Genomic DNA, 18,735 nt, shown 5'->3' with positions numbered 1-18,735 from the left:
ATGGTATCGCTTTAAACAACTAAAGTAAGCGAAGGTGATATAGGATGTCTAAACCAAAAGTATTCGAGAAGCCGATAGGCGTTAAAGATTATTTGCCAAGCGCAGTGGCTAAGCTGCGTCATATAGAACGTCAGGTTCTAGCCTGCATGCAGGGCTGGGGCTACGAGCAAATCATTACACCAACAATGGAGTACTACGATACGGTAGGCGTAGCCAGCTCTACATCGGATCAGAAGCTGTTCAAGCTGCTAAACAATCGAGGTACGACATTGGTGCTGCGCTCGGATATGACGGCGCCAATCGCCCGTGTAGTGTCTTCGTTATTGAAGCAAGCGGATTTCCCGCAACGTCTGTCGTATCATTCGAACGTGTTCCGGGCGATAGAAGAGGAAGCTGGCCGTGAGGCTGAATTTTTCCAAACGGGCGTTGAGCTAGTTGGAGATTCTTCAGCGGAGGCAGATGCAGAGGTAGTTGCGCTTGCAATAGCATCGCTTAAGGCAGCTGGCGTCGAACGTTTCAAAATTGCTATTGGGCATGTTGGATTCCTCAACGGTTTATTGGAGGAATCACTGCCGGGTCGTAAGGAAGCGCAGGAGCAGTTGAAGAGCTGCTTGCTTGGCCGTGATTTTGTAGGCTATCGTCAGAAACTGCGTGAGTTATCGATCGATGAGACTGTACAGCGCGAGCTTGAGGGTGTTTTGCGCTTACGCGGCGGACAGGAGATTTGTGATCAAGCTCTGCAGCTAAGTGTTGATGAGAAAGCTCAGGCATCCATTCGTCATTTATGCGAGATTTGGGATGTGCTGAAGGCATATGGCGTATGTGAGCATGTACTCATCGATCTAACGATGATTGGAGACTTCTCCTATTATACAGGTATGACGTTTGAAGGTTATGCAGCTGATCTGGGCTTCCCAGTTGTAAGCGGCGGACGCTATGACAACCTTCTTGCACAGTTTGGCAGACCTGCGCCAGCAACGGGGTTTGCGCTTAAGACGACGCGTATTTTGGAGCTGCTCGGCGATAAAGCGGAGAGTGAAATAGAGCGTACGCTTATTATCTATGATACGGATGGACGCAGCGAAGCCCTTGTTAAAGCACAGGAGCTGCGCGGGCAGGGTGTTAACGTTGTAACGGAGCGGCTTGATGAGAACAACGTCGTAGTAGGAAATACGGATGATCAACAAGCGTTTACGTATAAAGGTGTAGCCTATACGGCTTTGCTGACATTTGACGGAAAAAGCATTAAAGGAGGCAGCGCCACATGAGCGGAGCGACAAAGGAAATATTGAAAGTGGCGATGCCGAAGGGCCGCATCTATAAGGTAGCTTCAAAGCTGTTTCGTGAAGCGGGATTGCCGATTCCAAGCGATTTTGATGATACGCGCAAGCTGATCATTGAACTGCCTGAGGTGGGTATGGAGTTCATTATGGCGAAGCCGGTTGACGTACCTACATATGTAGAATATGGAGTGGCGGATATCGGTATCGTCGGTAAAGACGTACTAATGGAGGAAAACAAGGACGTTTACGAGCTGCTTGATCTTGGCATAGCCAAATGCCGGATGTCCGTTATCGGCATGCCGGATTGGAAGCCAACAATGAACCCGCGCGTGGCAACCAAATACCCGAATGTCGCTTCGGCATATTTCCGTGAGCTTGGGCAGCAGGTTGAGGTCATCAAGCTGAATGGCTCAATCGAGCTGGCACCGATGATTGGGCTGGCTGATCGGATCGTAGATATGGTGGAGACGGGCCAAACCCTTCGCGAGAACGGACTTGTGGAGATGGAGTCGATCTTCGGTATTACGAGCCGCCTAATCGCCAACCGTGTGAGCTACCGAATGAAGAATGAAGCGATTCAAGGTCTATGTGATCGCTTGCAGGAAGCGCTGGGTAAGCGGGTATAGGGCAGAGTACTCTAAATAAAAGAATAGATGGGTAAGGCGAGTAACGGAAGGAGTGGATGATATGCGTATTATGCGAGCAGAGCAGTTTGGTTTGAAGCGCGAGGTGGAGTATGGGACACCCGAGCAAAATGAAAGTGCATTAAAGATCGTCGCAGACGTTAAGGCTGAGGGTGATGCAGCCCTACTGAGGTATACGGAGCAGCATGACCGCGTTAAGCTGGACGCCGCGTCGCTGCGTGTGACGCAGGAGGAAATACAGGCGGCGTATGAGCTTGTTGACGCCGATTTCCTTGCGGCGATTCGCGAAGCGGCCGTGAATATTCGGGTATTCCACGAGAAGCAAATGCGGACCTCGTGGATGGATTTGCAGCAGGACGGAACGATGCTCGGGCAAATTATGCGACCGCTGAAGCGGGTCGGTGTATATGTGCCCGGAGGCAAGGCGGCTTATCCGTCGTCCGTGCTGATGAATGTCATTCCGGCACAGGTAGCTGGTGTGCCGGAGATCGTTATGGTGACGCCGCCTGCAACTGGCGGCAAGGAGGGCATCGACCCGTATATTCTCGTTGCCGCCGCAGAATCGGGCGTCAAGGAGATGTACCGGGTCGGAGGAGCACAGGCCATAGCCGCGCTTGCGTACGGCACGGCCAGCATTGCTCCGGTCGACAAAATTTGCGGACCGGGCAATATTTATGTGGCGCTTGCGAAGCGCGCCGTATTCGGTGCCGTCGATATCGACAGTATCGCCGGACCAAGTGAAATCGTCGTGCTTGCTGACGATTCCGCAGATCCCGCGTACATCGCCGCGGATCTGCTTTCTCAGGCAGAGCACGATGAAATGTCATCGGCGATACTTATTACGCCGTCGCAGCAGCTTGCGGAAGCTGTAGCAGCGGAGGTTGAGCGTCAGCTGTCCACATTGCCGCGTCATGATATTGCGCGCAGCTCCATCGACAACTATGGTGCTGTATTGCTCGTCGACACGATTGAAGAGGGTATCGACGTGGTAAACCAACTGGCACCTGAGCACTTAGAGGTGCTGACAGTAGATCCGATGCGTCTGCTCGGATATATTCAGAATGCCGGGGCAATTTTCCTGGGGCCATACAGCTCGGAGCCGGTCGGGGATTATTTTGCAGGACCAAATCACATCATCCCTACGAATGGCACAGCAAGGTTCTCGTCGCCAGTGAATGTTGATGATTTCTTGAAGAAATCAAGCTTAATCTACTATAGTAAAGAAGCTTTGTTTGCTAATGGCGACAAAATCATGACGCTTGCCCGTCATGAGGGACTTGAAGGTCACGCTCGCGCAATCGAGATCCGCCTTGAGAAAGAACGCGGGTAAATTAGAAACTAACTTTAGCATAGACAGATGAATCTTTTAAGCAGGTAATCATGTAATGGAGAGTTATTACCTAGGTAATAACTCTTATGCTCTTTAGCGGCTTGTGATGGAATTGCGAGTGCGGATGGCAGCACGATAGTGCCGAGCAGGCTTATGGACAACGTGGAGTAGAGGGGAAACTCGGCAGGCTTATGGCCAAAAGGCTATTATTGTGCTGACTATTTATAGCCAACCTCCGAAGAAGGGTTCTACATTGCAGAAACTACAATAGAAAGCTAACATGAGACCACTATTATCGAGCTACGTTGCAGAAATGCAGTAGATTTGGCCGAAAGTAGAGGGGAATGCTCAAAGTGGTGGATTTCTATTGCATAAACTACAACGTAGCCGCAAAGCCACAACGGAAAAGGCGTTTCTATTGCAGAAAGTACAACGTAGCCGCAAAGCCACAACGGAAAGGCATTTCTATTGCAGAAAGTACAACGCAGCCGCAAAGGCACAACGGAAAGGCATTTCTATTGCAGAAAGTACAACGCAGATAGAAGCTTCAGCCCGCATGGGGACTGCTGCACGATGTGAAGCTTATGAAGCATAGTCATCACTTAAGTAGCATGATTAGTGGGCTAACCAGTTACCAAGCTGAGAAAACAAATATAAAATTATATAGGAAGAAGGAATGAAAGTGTCAGAAAATCGCGTACGTGAAGCATCAGTAGCACGCAAGACGAATGAGACAGATATTAAACTTACATTTGCAGTAGATGGAACAGGCGAGACGAAAATTGAAACGGATGTGCCTTTCCTTAACCACATGCTAGATTTGTTTACGAAGCACGGCCAGTTCAATCTTGATTTGGAAGCGCGCGGCGATATCGATATCGACGATCACCATACGGTGGAGGATATCGGGATTTGTATCGGTCAAACACTTCGCGAGGCTCTAGGCGACAAACGCGGTATTAAACGTTACGCTAGCGTATTCGTACCTATGGATGAGGCGCTTGCTCAAGTTATTATTGATGTCAGCAACCGTCCGCACTTTGAATATCGCGCGGAGTACCCTTCTGCACAGGTTGGAAGCTTCTCGACAGAGCTTGTTCATGAGTTTTTGTGGAAGCTTGCGCTAGAATCGCGCATTACGCTTCACGTTATCGTGCACTATGGCAAAAACACACATCATATGATTGAAGCGGTGTTCAAGGCGCTTGGACGTGCGCTTGATGAAGCAACTAGCATTGATCCTCGCGTACAAGGAGTGCCTTCAACGAAGGGAGTACTCTAATATGATCGCGATTATTGATTACGGTATGGGGAATCTGCACAGCGTAAGCAAAGCGGTTGAACGACTTGGCTATGAAGCAGTTATTACAGACGATCCGCAAACGATTGCTGCTGCAGACGGAGCGATCCTACCAGGTGTAGGTGCTTTCGGTGATGCGATGCAAAACCTTCGTGACACGAAAATGGATGAGGTAGCCAAAGCGTATGCAGCTTCGGGCAAGCCGATGCTTGGTATTTGCCTTGGCATGCAGCTTCTCTTTACCGAGAGTGATGAGTACGGAACGAACGCGGGCTTAAACCTGCTTCCTGGCAAGGTCAGCCGTTTCACAGGGGATTACAAGATCCCGCATATGGGTTGGAACAAGCTGTCTTTCCTACAGGAACAGTCTCCTTTGTTCAATGGTCTGACCGAAGGTCATGTCTATTTCGTACACTCGTTCCATGCGAAGCCGGAGGTTGCCTCTGATTTGCTTGCGACAACAGACTATTATCAGCAGGTAACTGCAATCGTCGGTCGCGGCAATGTATACGGTATGCAGTTCCACCCCGAGAAAAGCGGAGAGCTTGGCATGCAGCTGCTAGGCAATTTCCTTGCTCTAACAAGCAGCCAAAGCTCATAGTTGTTTTGGTACACTGCTTGGCTCAAACGATTGTATTTCATTAACGCCAAGTAGTGTATTTGAAGTAACGCCAAGAAATACAAAGTGATATAAAGTAATACCAAATAAAAATCAAGCTCGACTAACGGGCATAAAGGAGAGAGCAACATGCTGGCGAAACGTATCATTCCTTGTCTTGATGTGAAGGACGGCCGCGTGGTGAAGGGCGTCAATTTTGTGAATCTGCGCGATGCAGGTGATCCCGTTGAGCTGGCGGCAACTTATGACCAAGAGGGCGCTGACGAGCTAGTATTTCTGGATATATCCGCTTCCGTTGAAGGACGAGCGACGATGATAGAGGTCGTGAAGCGGACGGCAGGAGAAATTACGATTCCCTTTACAGTAGGCGGCGGTATTTCTCATGTCGACGATATGAAGCGGCTGCTGCGCGCAGGCGCAGACAAAATCGGCATCAATACAGCAGCTGTTCTAAATAAAGCTCTTATTCAAGAGGGTTCACGGAAGTTCGGCTCGCAGTGCATCGTGGTTGCGATTGATGCGAAGTTCAATCCGGAGTGGGGCGAGTGGGAAGTTTATACGCATGGCGGACGCAAGACGACTGGAATTAAGGCGCTTGAATGGGCGCGTGAAGCGGAGCGCCTGGGTGCAGGCGAAATCTTGCTGACGAGTATGGATGCGGACGGAACAAAAGACGGCTTCGACATCAAGCTCACGCAAGCGGTATCAGATTCACTCGGTATTCCGGTTATCGCTTCAGGTGGAGCGGGAAGAATCGAGCATTTTAATGATGTGTTCCAGCAGGCTCATGCGGATGCGGCTCTAGCTGCTACTATTTTTCACTACAAAGAAATGACGATCCGTGAAGTGAAAGACGATTTGCGTTTGAAAGGAGTAGAGGTACGATGACGGAAAATAACTATAACGAGCTTATCTCAAAAATCAAATGGGACGACGCGGGTTTAGTGCCGGCTGTTGTACAGGATGCGCAAAGCAAAGAAGTTCTGATGTTGGCTTATATGAACAAAGAGTCTCTGCAGCTTTCCGTAGAGTCCGGCGTAACTTGGTATTGGAGCCGTTCACGTAATGAGCTCTGGAATAAAGGAGCAACAAGCGGCAATACTCAGCGCATCATCTCAATGTCTTATGATTGCGACGGCGATACATTGCTCGTTAAAGTGGATCAGAAGGGGCCGGCGTGCCACACCGGACGTTATAGCTGCTTCTTTAATCCGGTTGAAGTAAGCGGCAATACAAATGCTTCCTCACAGGCTGTATCATCCTCTGCAGACCGATTCGCTACGCTTGGACAGCTAGAGAGCGTAATCGCAGAGCGTTACGCAGAGCGCCCTGAGGGCTCTTACACCTCATACCTGTTCGACAAAGGTGTAGATAAAATTTTGAAAAAAGTTGGCGAGGAAGCGTCCGAGGTTATTATCGCAGCGAAAAATCAAGATAATGACGAGCTTCGGAGTGAAGTTGGAGACCTTATTTTCCACTTGATGGTTCTGCTTCGTGAACGCGGTCTGCCTTTCGATGATGTTATTACGGAAATCAACAATCGTCATGGCAAGCCAACGACGAACAAAATGAGATAGTTTGCAGTTTACTTAAAAATTCCAAGTGAAAGGCCGGTACGCACATGTTTATCGATTACCATACGCATCATGCTCGCTGCGGTCATGCCGTCGGAGAGCTAGAGGAATATGTACGGAAGGGAATAGAGATCGGACTCGTGCAGCTCGGCCTTTCCGATCATATGCCGCTGCTCCATGTGGATCCTGCGACTTATTATCCAGAAATGGCAATGCCAATGGATGAACTTCCTCGTTATGTGGAAGAATGCCTTGAGCTTAAGCAAAAGTATAAAGGTCAAATCGACATACGCGTCGGGCTTGAAGGCGATTATATTGAGGGCTGTGAGGAGCAAATCGCTGCGATCGTGAACGCTTACCCTTGGGATTACGTCATTGGCTCTGTTCATTTTCTCGAAGAGTGGGACATTACGGATTTCCGGCAAACGGGAGGCTGGGAGGGCCGCAATCGGATGGCTGTATATGAGCAGTATTACGCAGCCGTCGGCAAAGCGGCAGCAAGCGGCTTTTATGACTATATTGGGCATATTGATGTTATCAAGCGTTTTGGCTTTAAGCCAGAGGAAGATGTTACACACTTGGAAAATGCTGCGCTTGAAGCAGTCAAGAAGCATGGACTTGCTATAGAGCTCAATGCATCGGGGCTGCGCACTCCTGCCGCTGAGATGTTCCCGAGCCGCAGAATGCTTGAATATGCACTTGAATTAGGCATTCCGATTACGGTTGGATCAGACGCTCATCAGCCCGAAAGACTTGGCCAATATTTGGATCAAGCATACGCTTTGCTCAAAGAAGTAGGGTATAAGCAGCTTGCGACATTCAATTGTCGAAAATTAATGAAGATTGATTTTTGAAATATCGTAAATTCCATGTATAATATAGATGATCAAACAAGCTTTGTCGAATGATCCGACAAGTTTTGTCGAATGATCTGACAAAGACGAGTACTAGTTCCGTCAAATTAATTGGTTTTAACGCTCAGGAGGGTATCATGTTAAGCGACAAGGTGCGTATTTTTTCGGGTTCGTCTAATCCGGTATTGGCTCAGAAAATTAGTGCAGAGCTTGGTCTGACGCTAGGCGCGATCAAGATGTCCCGTTTCAAAAGCGGTGAGATTTACGTGCATTACGAGGAAACGATTCGAAATTGCGACGTTTTTCTCGTACAATCGTTTTCACATCCAATCAACGAGCATTTTGTCGAATTGCTTGTCATGATTGATGCGGCGAAGCGTGCTTCCGCAAGAACGGTTAACATCATCATGCCTTATTACGGTTATGCGCGTCAGGAGCGCAAAGCAGCACCTCGGGAGCCTATTTCAGCGAAAATGCTGGCAGATGTGCTTACGACTGTTGGAGCGAACCGTGTGATTACAATCGACCTTCATGCTCCAGCTATTCAAGGCTTCTTCAACATTCCGGTCGATCATATGACTGCGCTTGATTTAATCAGCGATTATTTGAAGTCAAAAAACATCAAGAATCCGGTTGTAGTATCGCCGGACGCAGGACGTGCTTCAACTGCTGAGAAGCTTGCGAACTACTTGGATACATCGTTTGCGATTATGATCAAGAAACGCCCTGCGCACAATGAATCGGTTATTACACACGTTATCGGAGATGTTGAAGGACAGACACCGATTATTATTGAGGATCTGATCGATACGGGATCTACGATTGTAAACGTTGTGGAAAGTTTGAAGGAGCGCGGTGCTGAGGATGTATACGTATGCGCAACGCACCCATTATTCTCCGGCTCGGCCATTGAGCGTTTGGATCATCCAAATATTAAAGAAATTATCGTTACTGACTCAATCAGCTTGCCGGAATCGACTCCAGAGCGATTCAAAGTGCTTTCCGTTGCGCCATTGCTTGCAGAAGCTACGCGCATCATTTTGGAAGGTGGATCGATCAGCACCTTGTTCAAAAGCAATGGTGTATAAGCGTTCTAGATGAATGCGAAGAGTGCGAAATGAATAGTAATGCCGTGGGAAATCGCGGGTGGTGTATTTGCCATCCGCGATTTTCCCACATATTCTTTCATGTTCTCATGGGTATTGCTATGGTATAATCGTAGAAAATCGGAAGTAACGGGAGGTGCCTTGCGGGTGAAAGAGAAGAAACGAGTTGCCGTAGATCAACAGACGAAAGTCATACCGGTTCAATGGGACGCTACGTTTTTTTTCGAACGTGCGGTACGGTCGCTTGATCGGCTCCATTATGACAAGGCACTTAAATATTTTCGTCGCGCCGTCGAATACGAGCCGGAAAATCCGGTAAACCATTGTAATATGGCCGGCATTCTTTCTGAAATGGGCAACTATGAGGAATCGAATAAAATATTGAGCTGGATTATAGATGAGCTTGATCCGACAATGACGGAATGTCATTTTTATGTGGCAAACAATTTTGCTAATTTGGAGCAATATGAAGCAGCTGAAAGCTCGCTTATACGATATTTAGAAGAGGACTTGGAAGGTCAGTTTCTGGATGAAGCAGAAGATATGATGGATCTGCTGCATTATGAGCTGGAGCGCCCTACTCGTCTGACTAACATAAAATCGCGTGAAGGCATGGTAGAGCATGATTTGGCGCGGACGCTTCTTGAAGAAGGCAAATTTACCGAGGCTGTGCGCATTTTGGAGAAAATTATCGAAGGTCAGCCTGATTTTCTAGCTGCTCGCAATAATTTGGCATTAGCCTATTACTATATGGGTATGTTCGATAAAGCGATGGACACGATCCATGAGGTGCTTGATCTCGAAGCGGGCAACCTGCATGCTCTGTGTAACCTTGCTATTTTTTATCAGCACAAAAACGATGATGAGAGCTTGAAGCCGCTTGTAGAGCTGCTTGCGAAGACAGTGCCATTCCATCAGGAGCATGTGTTTAAACTGGCAACTACAATGGGCATCTTAGGAGAGCATGGTGCTGCATATAAGCATTTCTCCAGACTGCTCAAAGACTCAGAGCTCACTCAGGATCCTAGTATGTACCATTATGCTGCGGTTGCAGCTTGCAATATCGGAAGATTGCAGGAAGCAGAACGGCTGTGGAAGCAGACGATTAAGCTTGATCCGAAATCAAGTATTCCGCTATATTACATGGAGCAGCTTGAGCTTGTGCGAAGCGGGCAGCAGACAGCGGCGATCAGCTATCATTACCATTTGCCATTCGAAGAGCAATTCAAGCTTTGGGAGAAGTCTTCGGACGGTATACCTGATCATCTCAAGCGTGATCCATTAGTGCGTTCTTCGTTCTTCTGGGCGCTGCGCCATGGCGATCAAGATACGAAGCTGCAGGTCATTCAGGCACTAGGTATGATTGCGGACAGCGAAGTGAAGGACGTTCTTCAGACGTTTTTGATGGAGAGGGAAGAGGACGACTATTTAAAGCGGATTGCTATTTTTGTTCTGAGAACGATGGGCGTTCAAGAGCCTTTACATGTGGTGTTGGAAGGGAAAGAAACGGTCATTGAACCAAATCGTGTCCCTTCAAGCCTCCCCGTCTGGGAAGATAAATGGCAGGAAGTCGTAGACTTCGCGCTCGATCGGATGAGCAAGCAATACGATTTGGTTCAGCAGCATGATTTGATGACCTTATGGGTAGAATTTTTGACGCGAGTATACCCGAACACTCCGAAGCTGACGAAGCCAGAAGGCTGGGCGGCCGCATTAGAATATTTGACTGCAAAAATGCATCGTCGTGCTATTTCGTACCATGAGGTTTCGACTAAATACGGAACTTCCATTGCCACTGTAAGCAAGAACGTCAAGGTGATTGACGAGATTTGCGGCATCAAAGAAAAGATGAAGTCGATGAGTTCAGTATTTTTTACACAGGAATTGCAGGACGAATAAACTTTGATGAGGTGAAGCATATGTACAAATCCATTATTATCGGAACAGGTCCTGCGGGACTTACAGCGGCTATATATTTGGCTCGTGCGAACATGAGCCCGCTTATTATTGAAGGCCCTGAGCCGGGCGGCCAATTGACGACAACGACAGAAGTTGAGAATTTCCCTGGTTTTCCAGAAGGCATTATGGGTCCGGAGCTTATGGAAAACATGCGTAAACAAGCGGAGCGTTTTGGCGCTAAGTTTATTACGGGCTGGGTAAACAGTGTAGATATGTCGGAGCGTCCATTCAAGCTTCAAGTGGAAGGTCACGGCGAGCTTGTTGGAGAGAGCATCATCATTTCTACGGGTGCATCGGCTAGATACCTCGGCATTCCTGGTGAGAAAGAAAATGTTGGACGCGGCGTAAGTACGTGTGCGACATGTGATGGCTTCTTCTTCCGCGGTAAGAAAATTATCGTAGTAGGCGGCGGAGATTCTGCCATGGAGGAAGCTAACTTCCTTACTCGTTTTGCTTCCAATGTTGAGCTTGTTAACCGTCGTGATGAGCTTCGTGCTTCAAAAATCATGCAGGATCGTGCTCGTGAGAACGAGAAAATTAGCTGGAGCTTGAATCGCACGCCGGTTGAAGTCGTAGCAAGCGGAATGGGTGTCACTGGACTTAAAGTTCGTGACAACGAGACGGGTGAAGAGGACGTTATTGAGACGGACGGTATCTTTATCGCTATCGGCCATACGCCAAACACGAAATTCCTTGCTGGACAAATCGATACGGACGATCATGGTTACATTGTTGTGAAACCAGGTACATCCGAAACGAACGTGCCAGGCGTCTTCGCTTGTGGAGATGTGCAAGACAGCAAATATCGCCAAGCGATTACAGCGGCAGGCAGTGGTTGTATGGCTGCACTGGATTGCGAAAGATACTTAGAAGGTGCAATTACGCATGATTGGAGCAAATCGCTTTAATACATAGCGAGGAGCATCATAAGATAAAGATAGGGCTATACCAGCAGAGCGTTATGCTTGACGGTATAGCTTTTTCATTAAAGAATTAAGAAAGTAAATCATTTGCTTTTATTTATTTTATATTTCTTCATCAATGCTGCTCCAGTAAGCAGCAACCCTAGGATGCAGGAACCTTTTTTACTTGGCCTGGAACGCTTGATTTACCAGTATTCCGCTATCTTGACCAGAGGATAAAGGTCGCTTATAGTGTTACAGAGAAGATTAACATATTGATGAGGTGGACTAGTGATGTCTGAAAAGATTTACGTTGGAGTCGATGTCGGCGGAACTTCTATTAAACTAGGTATTTGTAATTCGGATGGTCAATTGCTCCGGACGTTTGAGGGGCCGACGGAGGCGAGTAAAGGATCGGACACTATCCTTCAAAATATTGCGAGTTATGTACAACAAATCGTAGCTGAATCAGACTATGATTGGGAGCAAGTTGACGGGGTAGGCGTTGGGATTGCTGGTTTCTTGGATATTCCGAATGGTATTGTGAAATTTGCACCAAACTTGAAAATCGAGAACGTCAATCTTAAGGCTTATTTGGAGCAGGCGCTAAATAAGACGGTTAAAGTTAATAATGATGCGAATGTCGCAGCACTAGGCGAAGCTTGGGGCGGAGCTGGCAAAGGCATTGGGCATTGCGTATGCTATACACTCGGTACTGGCGTAGGCGGCGGCATTATAATAGATGGTAAAATCGTTGAAGGTTATATGGGTATGGCGGGTGAGCTGGGTCATATGGCAATCGTGCCAGATCTTGAAGCTATTGTATGCGGTTGTGGAAAAATTGGCTGCCTTGAAACCGTATCTTCAGCAACGGGCATTATTCGTATGGCAAAGGATGCTGTGGAGCGCGGAGATCGTACGTCGCTATCACTCGTTGAAGATATTATGGCGAAGGACGTTCTTGATGCTGCGAAAGCTGGAGATGAAGTTGCAACTCGCATCGTGAATCGTGCAGCTTATTACTTGGGTAAATCGATGGCGATGATGGCAATCGTTCTTAATCCGCAATATTTCATTATCGGCGGCGGTGTTTCCAAAGCTGGAGATTTCTTATTCGACCAGATTCGCGAAGTTTTCGAGAAGTATACACAAGATCAAGCCAAAGAAAATGTGAAGATCGTTGCGGCAACACTAGGTAACAACGCTGGTGTAGTTGGCGCGGCAGGACTTATTCTAAGAGGCTAGTTTAAAGAGCATATCCTTACGAAATGGCTTTGCATTCGCAAAGCCTAAGTTTATCCTTACGAAGTGACTTTGCATTCGCAAAGTCTAAGCATATCCTTACGAAGTAGGTTTGCATCCGCAAACCTTTTAGGAGGTTTATTCATGGAAACGACAGCAACAGTAGCGAAGCTTGTCATAATAACCGGGATGTCTGGCGCGGGCAAGACAATTGCTGTCCAAAGCCTGGAGGATCTCGGTTTCTTCTGCGTAGATAATTTACCACCCGTCCTTATTCCTAAGTTTGCTGAGCTCATCGAGCAGTCTAACGGTAAAATCGGCAACGTAGCGCTTGTTATTGATTTGAGAGGGCGCGAGTTTTTTACGGCGCTCTCCGAATCGCTGGCCTATATTAAAGAGCATTACACGCTTAGTTGCGAAATCTTATTTTTGGATGCAACGGATGCTGTACTTGTTCAGCGCTATAAGGAAAGCCGTCGACGTCACCCGTTGGCGCCTGAGGGATTGCCTCTTGAAGGCATACGCAATGAGCGTCGTCTGCTTGAGGATTTAAAGGGATGGGCTTCACAGGTTATCGATACAAGTATTTTGAAGCCGGCTCATTTGAAGGAACGGATTATTTCTCACTTTACTAACTTAGAGCAAAATAACATGTCGATAAACGTAACTTCTTTTGGCTTTAAATATGGAATTCCGATTGATGCGGATCTGATCTATGATGTTCGCTTCTTGCCGAATCCACATTATGTGGAGCATCTGCGTCCGAATACCGGTCAAACCCCTGAAGTATATGAATACGTGATGAAATGGCCAGAAACACAGCAATTTCTAACAAAGCTACTAGATATGCTGCAATTCCTTATTCCGCTTTATCGTAAGGAAGGGAAAAGTCAGGTTGTTATCGGTATTGGCTGTACTGGCGGGAAACATCGTTCCGTTGCCATTGCTGAATATTTGGGACGCATGCTCGGCAGCAGTGATACGGAACGTGTGCGTGTCAGCCATCGCGATGCCGAGCGAGACAAGCATTGACGGGGTGAGAAAATGCAAAGTAGACACAAAATAATGAGACGGCCTAAAATCGTCGTTATTGGCGGCGGTACAGGTCTCTCTGTTATGCTGCGAGGTCTAAAGGAAAAACCTCTCGATATTACAGCTATCGTTACGGTTGCCGATGATGGCGGGAGCTCGGGCATTCTAAGAAATGAGCTGCAAATTCCACCTCCTGGCGATATTCGAAATGTGCTCATGGCACTGGCTGATGCGGAGCCTCTTCTAACAGAGGTACTGCAATACCGTTTCAAAACGGTACCGGGACTTGCAGGGCATAGCCTTGGAAACCTTATGCTCGCAGCAATGACGGATATTTCCGGCGATTTTGTAACCGGTATCCGTGAGCTGAGCCGGGTCCTAGCAGTGCGGGGCCGAGTGCTGCCTGCGGCGAATCAAGCGATCGTGCTCAAAGCAGAGATGGTTGATGGCACGATTATTACAGGCGAATCCATGATTCCGAAGGCCGGCAAAGTCATCAAACGAGTGTTTTTGGAGCCTGCTGATGTGGAACCGTTGGAAGAGGCGGTTGAAGCGATTGAACAGGCAGATGCTATTTTAATTGGTCCGGGCAGTCTATATACAAGTATTATTCCAAATCTGCTCGTTCCTAAACTAGCAAGTGCCATTGTGCAATCAGAAGCAGTAAAGCTGTTTGTCTGCAATGTAATGACGCAGCCTGGCGAGACGGATAATTTTTCGGTAGGCGATCATCTTGATGCCATTCATGCTCATATCGGACAACATTTATTTGATTACGTTATCGTAAATAACGGCGAGATTCCACCGCAAATTGAAAGCAGATATGCTGAAATGGGCGCGAAAGCAGTCCATTTGGATTTAGATGCTGTAACCGAGAAGGGTTACGAAGTCATTGCGGACCGCCTTGTATTATTCCGCACTTTTCTTCGGCATGATGCCGAACGTTTAAGCCATCATATATATAAGCTGGTTGAGAACTGGATGTTACGAAAGAGGTGATACATAATGTCATTTGCGGCCCAAACAAAGAAAGAGCTGACGTTAATCGAGGCGGACAGCTGTTGTGAGATAGCGGAGTTATCTGCACTTATACGGATGAACGGTTCGGTTAGCGTATCTAGCCGCAAAGTCGTTTTGGACATCTCAACGGAAAACGCCGCGATTGCCAGAAGGATTTATTCCCTGCTCAAAAAGCATTATGAAATACATGTAGAACTGCTCGTCCGCAAAAAGATGAGGCTGAAAAAAAATAATGTTTATATCGTTCGTATTCCTGCGGGAGTTCAAGAATTATTAAGCAAGCTCAAAATTGTATCCGAAGGTTTTATGTTCAACCAAGGCATCGATAAGGATATAATTCGCAAGCCCTGCTGCAAACGCTCCTATTTGCGCGGTGCATTTCTTGCTGGCGGATCGGTTAACAATCCGGAGGGCTCCTCGTATCATTTGGAGATAGCCTCGATGTACCAAGAACATTGCGAATCACTGGTAAGTCTTGCGAACAAATTTGATTTGAACGCTAGATGTATTGAACGGAAAAAAGGATTTATCTTCTACATCAAAGAAGGCGAGAAAATTATCGAGCTTCTTAATATTATTGGTGCGCACCAAGCTTTGTTCAAGTTTGAGGATGTACGAATTATGCGCGATATGCGTAATTCTGTAAACCGAATCGTTAATTGCGAAACGGCTAATTTAAATAAAACGATTGGTGCAGCTGTTCGTCAAATCGAGAACATTAAGCTGCTGCAACGTGAAGTGGGACTGGACAGTCTTCCTGACAAGCTGAAGGAAGTAGCTGAAGTTAGGCTGCAGCATCCAGATATGAATTTGACAGAGGTCGGCGAAATGCTTGGGGGAAAGGTCAGTAAGTCAGGCGTAAACCACCGTTTACGTAAAATTGATGAGCTTGCGGAAAAAATCCGTGGCGTCTGAGCTTTCATCCTAGTGCATCAGCTGGTATAATGATATAATAATTCAAAATGACTTAAATTATAAAGATAGGAATAGGCGATTATTATGTCTAAAGTCTTATCTTTTGCCGGGAACGAGCTTTTGCAGCCAGAAAACGGCAAATAGAGCCGTATAAGCTTGTGCCGCTTGCTAATGAATGAGTAAAATATAGGGGGTATGGTTTCCATGACAAGGCTTCCAGTTGTTGTTCGTCTTAAGACTGGACTACATGCAAGACCAGCAGCATTATTCGTACAAGAAGCGAACAAATTTTCCTCCGAAGTATTTGTAGAGAAAGACGACAAAAAAGTGAACGCTAAATCCATAATGGGAATTATGAGCTTGGCTATCAGTTCTGGCACTGAAGTATCCATAAGTGCCGAGGGTTCGGACGCAGAACAGGCTGTAAACGCTTTAGTCGCTTTGGTAAGCAAAGAAGAGCTGGAGAACCAATAAGGAAGAAGGAGAGAAGTCACGCAGGTTCGTTATGAACTTGCGGCGACAGCTCTTTTTTTATATGGAATGCAGAGCAGCTAGCAATGATGAACGCAAAAAGAAGAGCAGACCCGGATATCCGAATCTGCTCTTCTTTTTTTGCGTTCAATTTAAAATAATTAGACAAGCTTCTCGATAACTTTATCAACTAAGCCATATTCTTTGGCTTCTGCAGCACTCATGAAGTAATCGCGGTCTGTATCTTTCTCGATACGTTCAAGCGATTGTCCGCTGCGCTCTGCCAAAATACCGTTCAGCTTGTCACGCATGCCGATAATGCGTTTCGCGCGAATGGCGATATCGCTTGCTTGACCTTCAGCTCCGCCGAGAGGCTGATGAATCATCACTTCACTGTTCGGAAGCGCATATCGTTTACCAATTGCGCCTGCAGTTAGCAGGAAGGCACCCATGGAAGCGGCCATGCCGACACAAATTGTAGAAACATCTGGTTTAATATATTGCATCGTATCATAAATAGCCATGCCTGCCGTTATTGAACCGCCCGGGCTGTTGATATAAAGGGAAATGTCTTTCTCAGGGTCGTCAGCTGCAAGGAACAGCAACTGAGCGATGATGGAGTTTGCCACCACGTCATTTACACCGGATCCTAGAAAAATAATGCGATCTTTCAATAGGCGAGAGTAAATGTCATACGCACGCTCACCCCGATTGTTTTGCTCAATAACCATAGGAACGAAATTCATATCCAACGTAAGCCCCCTCCTAAAAAACAATGAATGGTTAAATCGTATTCTCATAATAACGGATGAAAAGTCAAAAGTCAAAGATAGTCAAACAAGTCTATGAATCCCTTGCAGGGTATGAGAAAAAAATAGGTTCTAAGCAGTTTGGATGAAAAAAGCAAGCGTAATTAGGAGTGTTTATTATGAGACTTAGAGTGGATGTTTTGGGTAGAGGAACAGCGTGGCGCTGCCAGAAAATAAAAAAACGTTCCAACGTATAGGAACGGTTCGTGTGTATCATTATAGGGTTTGAAGTGTGGAAACTCTGATCAAAAAGAAATATTGGCGCGCCCGCAAGGAATCGAACCTAGATCTCAGCCTTCGGAGGGCTGCGTCATATCCATTGGACCACGGGCGCACAAGTACTTACTTATATTTGAAAATAGTCGCAAAAATGATTATATGATATTTATGATGTTAAAGCAAGGGAATGTCAAAAATTAAATTTGTGAAAAATGTGTCAGTAAACGTTTGCAAAAGGAAAACGGCTATTGCTACAATCGCATATTTCCGATAAACTAATGGTGGGACTTAAAATGATACCGCGGGACGAAATAAGTCCAACGTATTTGAGCCGAATACGCTATAGGCCGATGGAGTGAAGGATGAGAGATGCGTCAGATCATTGAACTGCAGCAGCAGCTTGTGCCTGATCTGCTCGAGGTCATGAAAAAACGGTATTCGATTTTGCATCAGGTGATGCTGTCGGATTTAATCGGACGTCGGACATTGGCGTCGGCATTATCGATGACGGAGCGTATGCTTCGGGCTGAGACCGATTTTTTGAAAGAACAAGGTCTTCTCGAGATTCTTTCGGGGGGCATGCGAATTAGCGATTCTGGCAAGCTGTTATTAGAACAGCTTGAGCCATTTTACAAAACAATGTTCGGATTATCCGAGCTTGAGGAAGCGATTCGCAGTCATTACGGACTATCGCAGGTCATTATTGTTGCTGGCGATTCTGAAGTTTCTGCTCAGACAAAGCGTGAGCTTGGTCGTGCAGGATGTCAGGTGCTTAATAAGGTAATGCAACCGAGCGACGTAGTGGCAGTAACAGGTGGTACGACGATTGCACAACTTTCGAATCAACTGGTTAGTTCCTCACAGCTAAAGACGAACTTGTTCGTACCGGCTAGAGGCGGCCTTGGGGAGAGCTTGGATTATCAAGCGAATACCATTGCTTCCATGATGGCGAAGCGTACAGGAGGGCAGTACAGACTGCTGCACGTACCGGATCATCTAGGCGAGGAAGCATTCGCTTCCATTATGCAGGAACCCAACATTCGGGAAATTGTGGATGTCATCCGCAGTGCTCGCATCGTTGTACATGGTATCGGAGATGCTATTGTAATGGCAAGACGCAGACGGCTTGAGCGTGAGGTTATTGACGCTATGGAAGCTGAAGGTGCTTTGGCAGAATCGTTCGGGTTTTATTTCGATCGTAAAGGCGCTGTCGTGCACAAAATGCAAACAGTAGGGTTACGGCTCGAGGATATTGTTAAGACTGAAGTTGTTATAGGTATCGCCGGAGGTAAGAGCAAAGGCGAGGCTATAGCGGCAGTGATGCGCTTTGGACACAATGATGTACTCGTAACAGATGAAGCAGCAGCACTGGAAATAGTCGCTCTGATTGATCAAGAAAAAGATCAATCGATGAGCAAGCAATAAGGAATCATGATGCTTTGCATTTAGCCGCTGG

The 18,735-nt window shown here is 46.9% G+C and carries 18 protein-coding genes and 1 tRNA gene; 17 read left to right on the top strand and 2 right to left on the bottom strand.

Annotation, left to right across the window (positions count from 1 at the left end; genetic code table 11):
* The first annotated feature begins 44 nt into the window (after positions 1-44).
* The 16 genes from AC0YN6_RS28395 (at position 45) to AC0YN6_RS28320 (ending at position 16,254) form a co-directional block, all read left to right on the top strand.
* Positions 45-1,268 (top strand): ATP phosphoribosyltransferase regulatory subunit, encoded by a 1,224-nt coding sequence (locus tag AC0YN6_RS28395; RefSeq protein WP_475751333.1) that lies wholly within the window; start codon positions 45-47, stop codon positions 1,266-1,268.
* On the top strand, positions 1,265-1,909 hold the full coding sequence (gene hisG / locus AC0YN6_RS28390; RefSeq protein ID WP_475751331.1) for an ATP phosphoribosyltransferase: 645 nt from the start codon (positions 1,265-1,267) through the stop codon (positions 1,907-1,909). The genes AC0YN6_RS28395 and hisG overlap by 4 nt, the downstream gene beginning before the upstream one ends.
* Positions 1,910-1,970: 61 nt before the next feature.
* A complete protein-coding gene (gene hisD / locus AC0YN6_RS28385; RefSeq protein ID WP_475751329.1) occupies positions 1,971-3,257 on the top strand; it encodes a histidinol dehydrogenase in 1,287 nt (428 codons plus the stop codon).
* 682 nt (positions 3,258-3,939) lie between these two features.
* Complete coding sequence (gene hisB / locus AC0YN6_RS28380; RefSeq protein ID WP_475751327.1) at positions 3,940-4,539, top strand: imidazoleglycerol-phosphate dehydratase HisB; 600 nt, start codon at positions 3,940-3,942, stop codon at positions 4,537-4,539.
* Between the two features lies 1 nt (position 4,540).
* Positions 4,541-5,158: an imidazole glycerol phosphate synthase subunit HisH gene (hisH, locus tag AC0YN6_RS28375; RefSeq protein WP_475751325.1), complete on the top strand. Its 618-nt coding sequence runs from the start codon at positions 4,541-4,543 to the stop codon at positions 5,156-5,158.
* A 147-nt stretch (positions 5,159-5,305) separates the two neighbouring features.
* Positions 5,306-6,064 (top strand): imidazole glycerol phosphate synthase subunit HisF, encoded by a 759-nt coding sequence (gene hisF / locus AC0YN6_RS28370; protein ID WP_475751323.1) that lies wholly within the window; start codon positions 5,306-5,308, stop codon positions 6,062-6,064.
* A complete protein-coding gene (hisIE, locus tag AC0YN6_RS28365) occupies positions 6,061-6,753 on the top strand; it encodes a bifunctional phosphoribosyl-AMP cyclohydrolase/phosphoribosyl-ATP diphosphatase HisIE (RefSeq protein ID WP_475751321.1) in 693 nt (230 codons plus the stop codon). Before hisF ends, hisIE begins: the two co-directional genes overlap by 4 nt.
* A 44-nt stretch (positions 6,754-6,797) precedes the next feature.
* On the top strand, positions 6,798-7,604 hold the full coding sequence (gene hisJ / locus AC0YN6_RS28360) for a histidinol-phosphatase HisJ (RefSeq protein WP_475751320.1): 807 nt from the start codon (positions 6,798-6,800) through the stop codon (positions 7,602-7,604).
* 137 nt (positions 7,605-7,741) lie between these two features.
* Positions 7,742-8,692, top strand: coding sequence for a ribose-phosphate diphosphokinase (locus tag AC0YN6_RS28355; protein WP_475751318.1), 951 nt, complete (start codon positions 7,742-7,744; stop codon positions 8,690-8,692).
* A 165-nt stretch (positions 8,693-8,857) separates the two neighbouring features.
* On the top strand, positions 8,858-10,609 hold the full coding sequence (locus AC0YN6_RS28350; RefSeq protein ID WP_475751316.1) for a tetratricopeptide repeat protein: 1,752 nt from the start codon (positions 8,858-8,860) through the stop codon (positions 10,607-10,609).
* Between the two features lie 20 nt (positions 10,610-10,629).
* Positions 10,630-11,577: a thioredoxin-disulfide reductase gene (trxB, locus tag AC0YN6_RS28345; RefSeq protein WP_475751357.1), complete on the top strand. Its 948-nt coding sequence runs from the start codon at positions 10,630-10,632 to the stop codon at positions 11,575-11,577.
* A 288-nt stretch (positions 11,578-11,865) separates the two neighbouring features.
* Positions 11,866-12,816, top strand: coding sequence for an ROK family glucokinase (locus AC0YN6_RS28340; protein ID WP_475751314.1), 951 nt, complete (start codon positions 11,866-11,868; stop codon positions 12,814-12,816).
* 141 nt (positions 12,817-12,957) lie between these two features.
* The gene (rapZ, locus tag AC0YN6_RS28335) at positions 12,958-13,845 is read left to right on the top strand and encodes an RNase adapter RapZ (protein WP_475751312.1); all 888 of its coding nucleotides are present in this window, start codon (positions 12,958-12,960) and stop codon (positions 13,843-13,845) included.
* Positions 13,846-13,878: 33 nt separating this feature from the next.
* The gene (locus AC0YN6_RS28330) at positions 13,879-14,844 is read left to right on the top strand and encodes a gluconeogenesis factor YvcK family protein (RefSeq protein WP_475751310.1); all 966 of its coding nucleotides are present in this window, start codon (positions 13,879-13,881) and stop codon (positions 14,842-14,844) included.
* A gap of 6 nt (positions 14,845-14,850) precedes the next feature.
* The gene (gene whiA / locus AC0YN6_RS28325) at positions 14,851-15,780 is read left to right on the top strand and encodes a DNA-binding protein WhiA (RefSeq protein ID WP_475751308.1); all 930 of its coding nucleotides are present in this window, start codon (positions 14,851-14,853) and stop codon (positions 15,778-15,780) included.
* 204 nt (positions 15,781-15,984) lie between these two features.
* Positions 15,985-16,254, top strand: coding sequence for an HPr family phosphocarrier protein (locus tag AC0YN6_RS28320; RefSeq protein ID WP_028609180.1), 270 nt, complete (start codon positions 15,985-15,987; stop codon positions 16,252-16,254).
* Positions 16,255-16,412: 158 nt separating this feature from the next.
* Here the strand turns inward: AC0YN6_RS28320 and clpP are convergent, their stop codons facing one another.
* Together clpP and AC0YN6_RS28310 are read right to left on the bottom strand one after the other, a co-directional pair.
* Positions 16,413-16,997 carry an ATP-dependent Clp endopeptidase proteolytic subunit ClpP gene (gene clpP / locus AC0YN6_RS28315; protein ID WP_475751355.1) on the bottom strand — a complete coding sequence of 195 codons (585 nt, stop codon included), beginning with the start codon at positions 16,995-16,997 and terminating at the stop codon, positions 16,413-16,415.
* Positions 16,998-17,319: 322 nt separating this feature from the next.
* A tRNA-Arg gene (locus AC0YN6_RS28310) sits at positions 17,320-17,394 on the bottom strand.
* Positions 17,395-17,648: 254 nt separating this feature from the next.
* On the opposite strand from AC0YN6_RS28310, the gene AC0YN6_RS28305 reads away from it, so the two are divergent.
* Positions 17,649-18,704 (top strand): sugar-binding transcriptional regulator, encoded by a 1,056-nt coding sequence (locus AC0YN6_RS28305; RefSeq protein ID WP_475751306.1) that lies wholly within the window; start codon positions 17,649-17,651, stop codon positions 18,702-18,704.
* Positions 18,705-18,735 lie beyond the last annotated feature (31 nt).

The sequence above is a fragment of the Paenibacillus sp. J22P15 genome (assembly GCF_056269345.1).
Note: the sequence above shows the minus strand (reverse complement) of the source record. Positions and strands in the feature narration are given on the sequence as shown.

What these genes read in the sequence shown, in the direction of transcription:
- clpP (WP_475751355.1), bottom strand. Translation starts at nt 16,997, where the DNA reads ATGAATTTCGTTCCTATGGTTATTGAGCAAAACAATCGGGGTGAGCGT.
- hisD (WP_475751329.1), top strand. Translation starts at nt 1,971, where the DNA reads ATGCGTATTATGCGAGCAGAGCAGTTTGGTTTGAAGCGCGAGGTGGAG.
- AC0YN6_RS28320 (WP_028609180.1), top strand. Translation starts at nt 15,985, where the DNA reads ATGACAAGGCTTCCAGTTGTTGTTCGTCTTAAGACTGGACTACATGCA.
- hisF (WP_475751323.1), top strand. Translation starts at nt 5,306, where the DNA reads ATGCTGGCGAAACGTATCATTCCTTGTCTTGATGTGAAGGACGGCCGC.
- rapZ (WP_475751312.1), top strand. Translation starts at nt 12,958, where the DNA reads ATGGAAACGACAGCAACAGTAGCGAAGCTTGTCATAATAACCGGGATG.
- AC0YN6_RS28340 (WP_475751314.1), top strand. Translation starts at nt 11,866, where the DNA reads ATGTCTGAAAAGATTTACGTTGGAGTCGATGTCGGCGGAACTTCTATT.
- hisG (WP_475751331.1), top strand. Translation starts at nt 1,265, where the DNA reads ATGAGCGGAGCGACAAAGGAAATATTGAAAGTGGCGATGCCGAAGGGC.
- AC0YN6_RS28305 (WP_475751306.1), top strand. Translation starts at nt 17,649, where the DNA reads ATGCGTCAGATCATTGAACTGCAGCAGCAGCTTGTGCCTGATCTGCTC.
- hisIE (WP_475751321.1), top strand. Translation starts at nt 6,061, where the DNA reads ATGACGGAAAATAACTATAACGAGCTTATCTCAAAAATCAAATGGGAC.
- AC0YN6_RS28355 (WP_475751318.1), top strand. Translation starts at nt 7,742, where the DNA reads ATGTTAAGCGACAAGGTGCGTATTTTTTCGGGTTCGTCTAATCCGGTA.
- trxB (WP_475751357.1), top strand. Translation starts at nt 10,630, where the DNA reads ATGTACAAATCCATTATTATCGGAACAGGTCCTGCGGGACTTACAGCG.
- hisJ (WP_475751320.1), top strand. Translation starts at nt 6,798, where the DNA reads ATGTTTATCGATTACCATACGCATCATGCTCGCTGCGGTCATGCCGTC.
- AC0YN6_RS28395 (WP_475751333.1), top strand. Translation starts at nt 45, where the DNA reads ATGTCTAAACCAAAAGTATTCGAGAAGCCGATAGGCGTTAAAGATTAT.
- hisH (WP_475751325.1), top strand. Translation starts at nt 4,541, where the DNA reads ATGATCGCGATTATTGATTACGGTATGGGGAATCTGCACAGCGTAAGC.
- AC0YN6_RS28330 (WP_475751310.1), top strand. Translation starts at nt 13,879, where the DNA reads ATGAGACGGCCTAAAATCGTCGTTATTGGCGGCGGTACAGGTCTCTCT.
- whiA (WP_475751308.1), top strand. Translation starts at nt 14,851, where the DNA reads ATGTCATTTGCGGCCCAAACAAAGAAAGAGCTGACGTTAATCGAGGCG.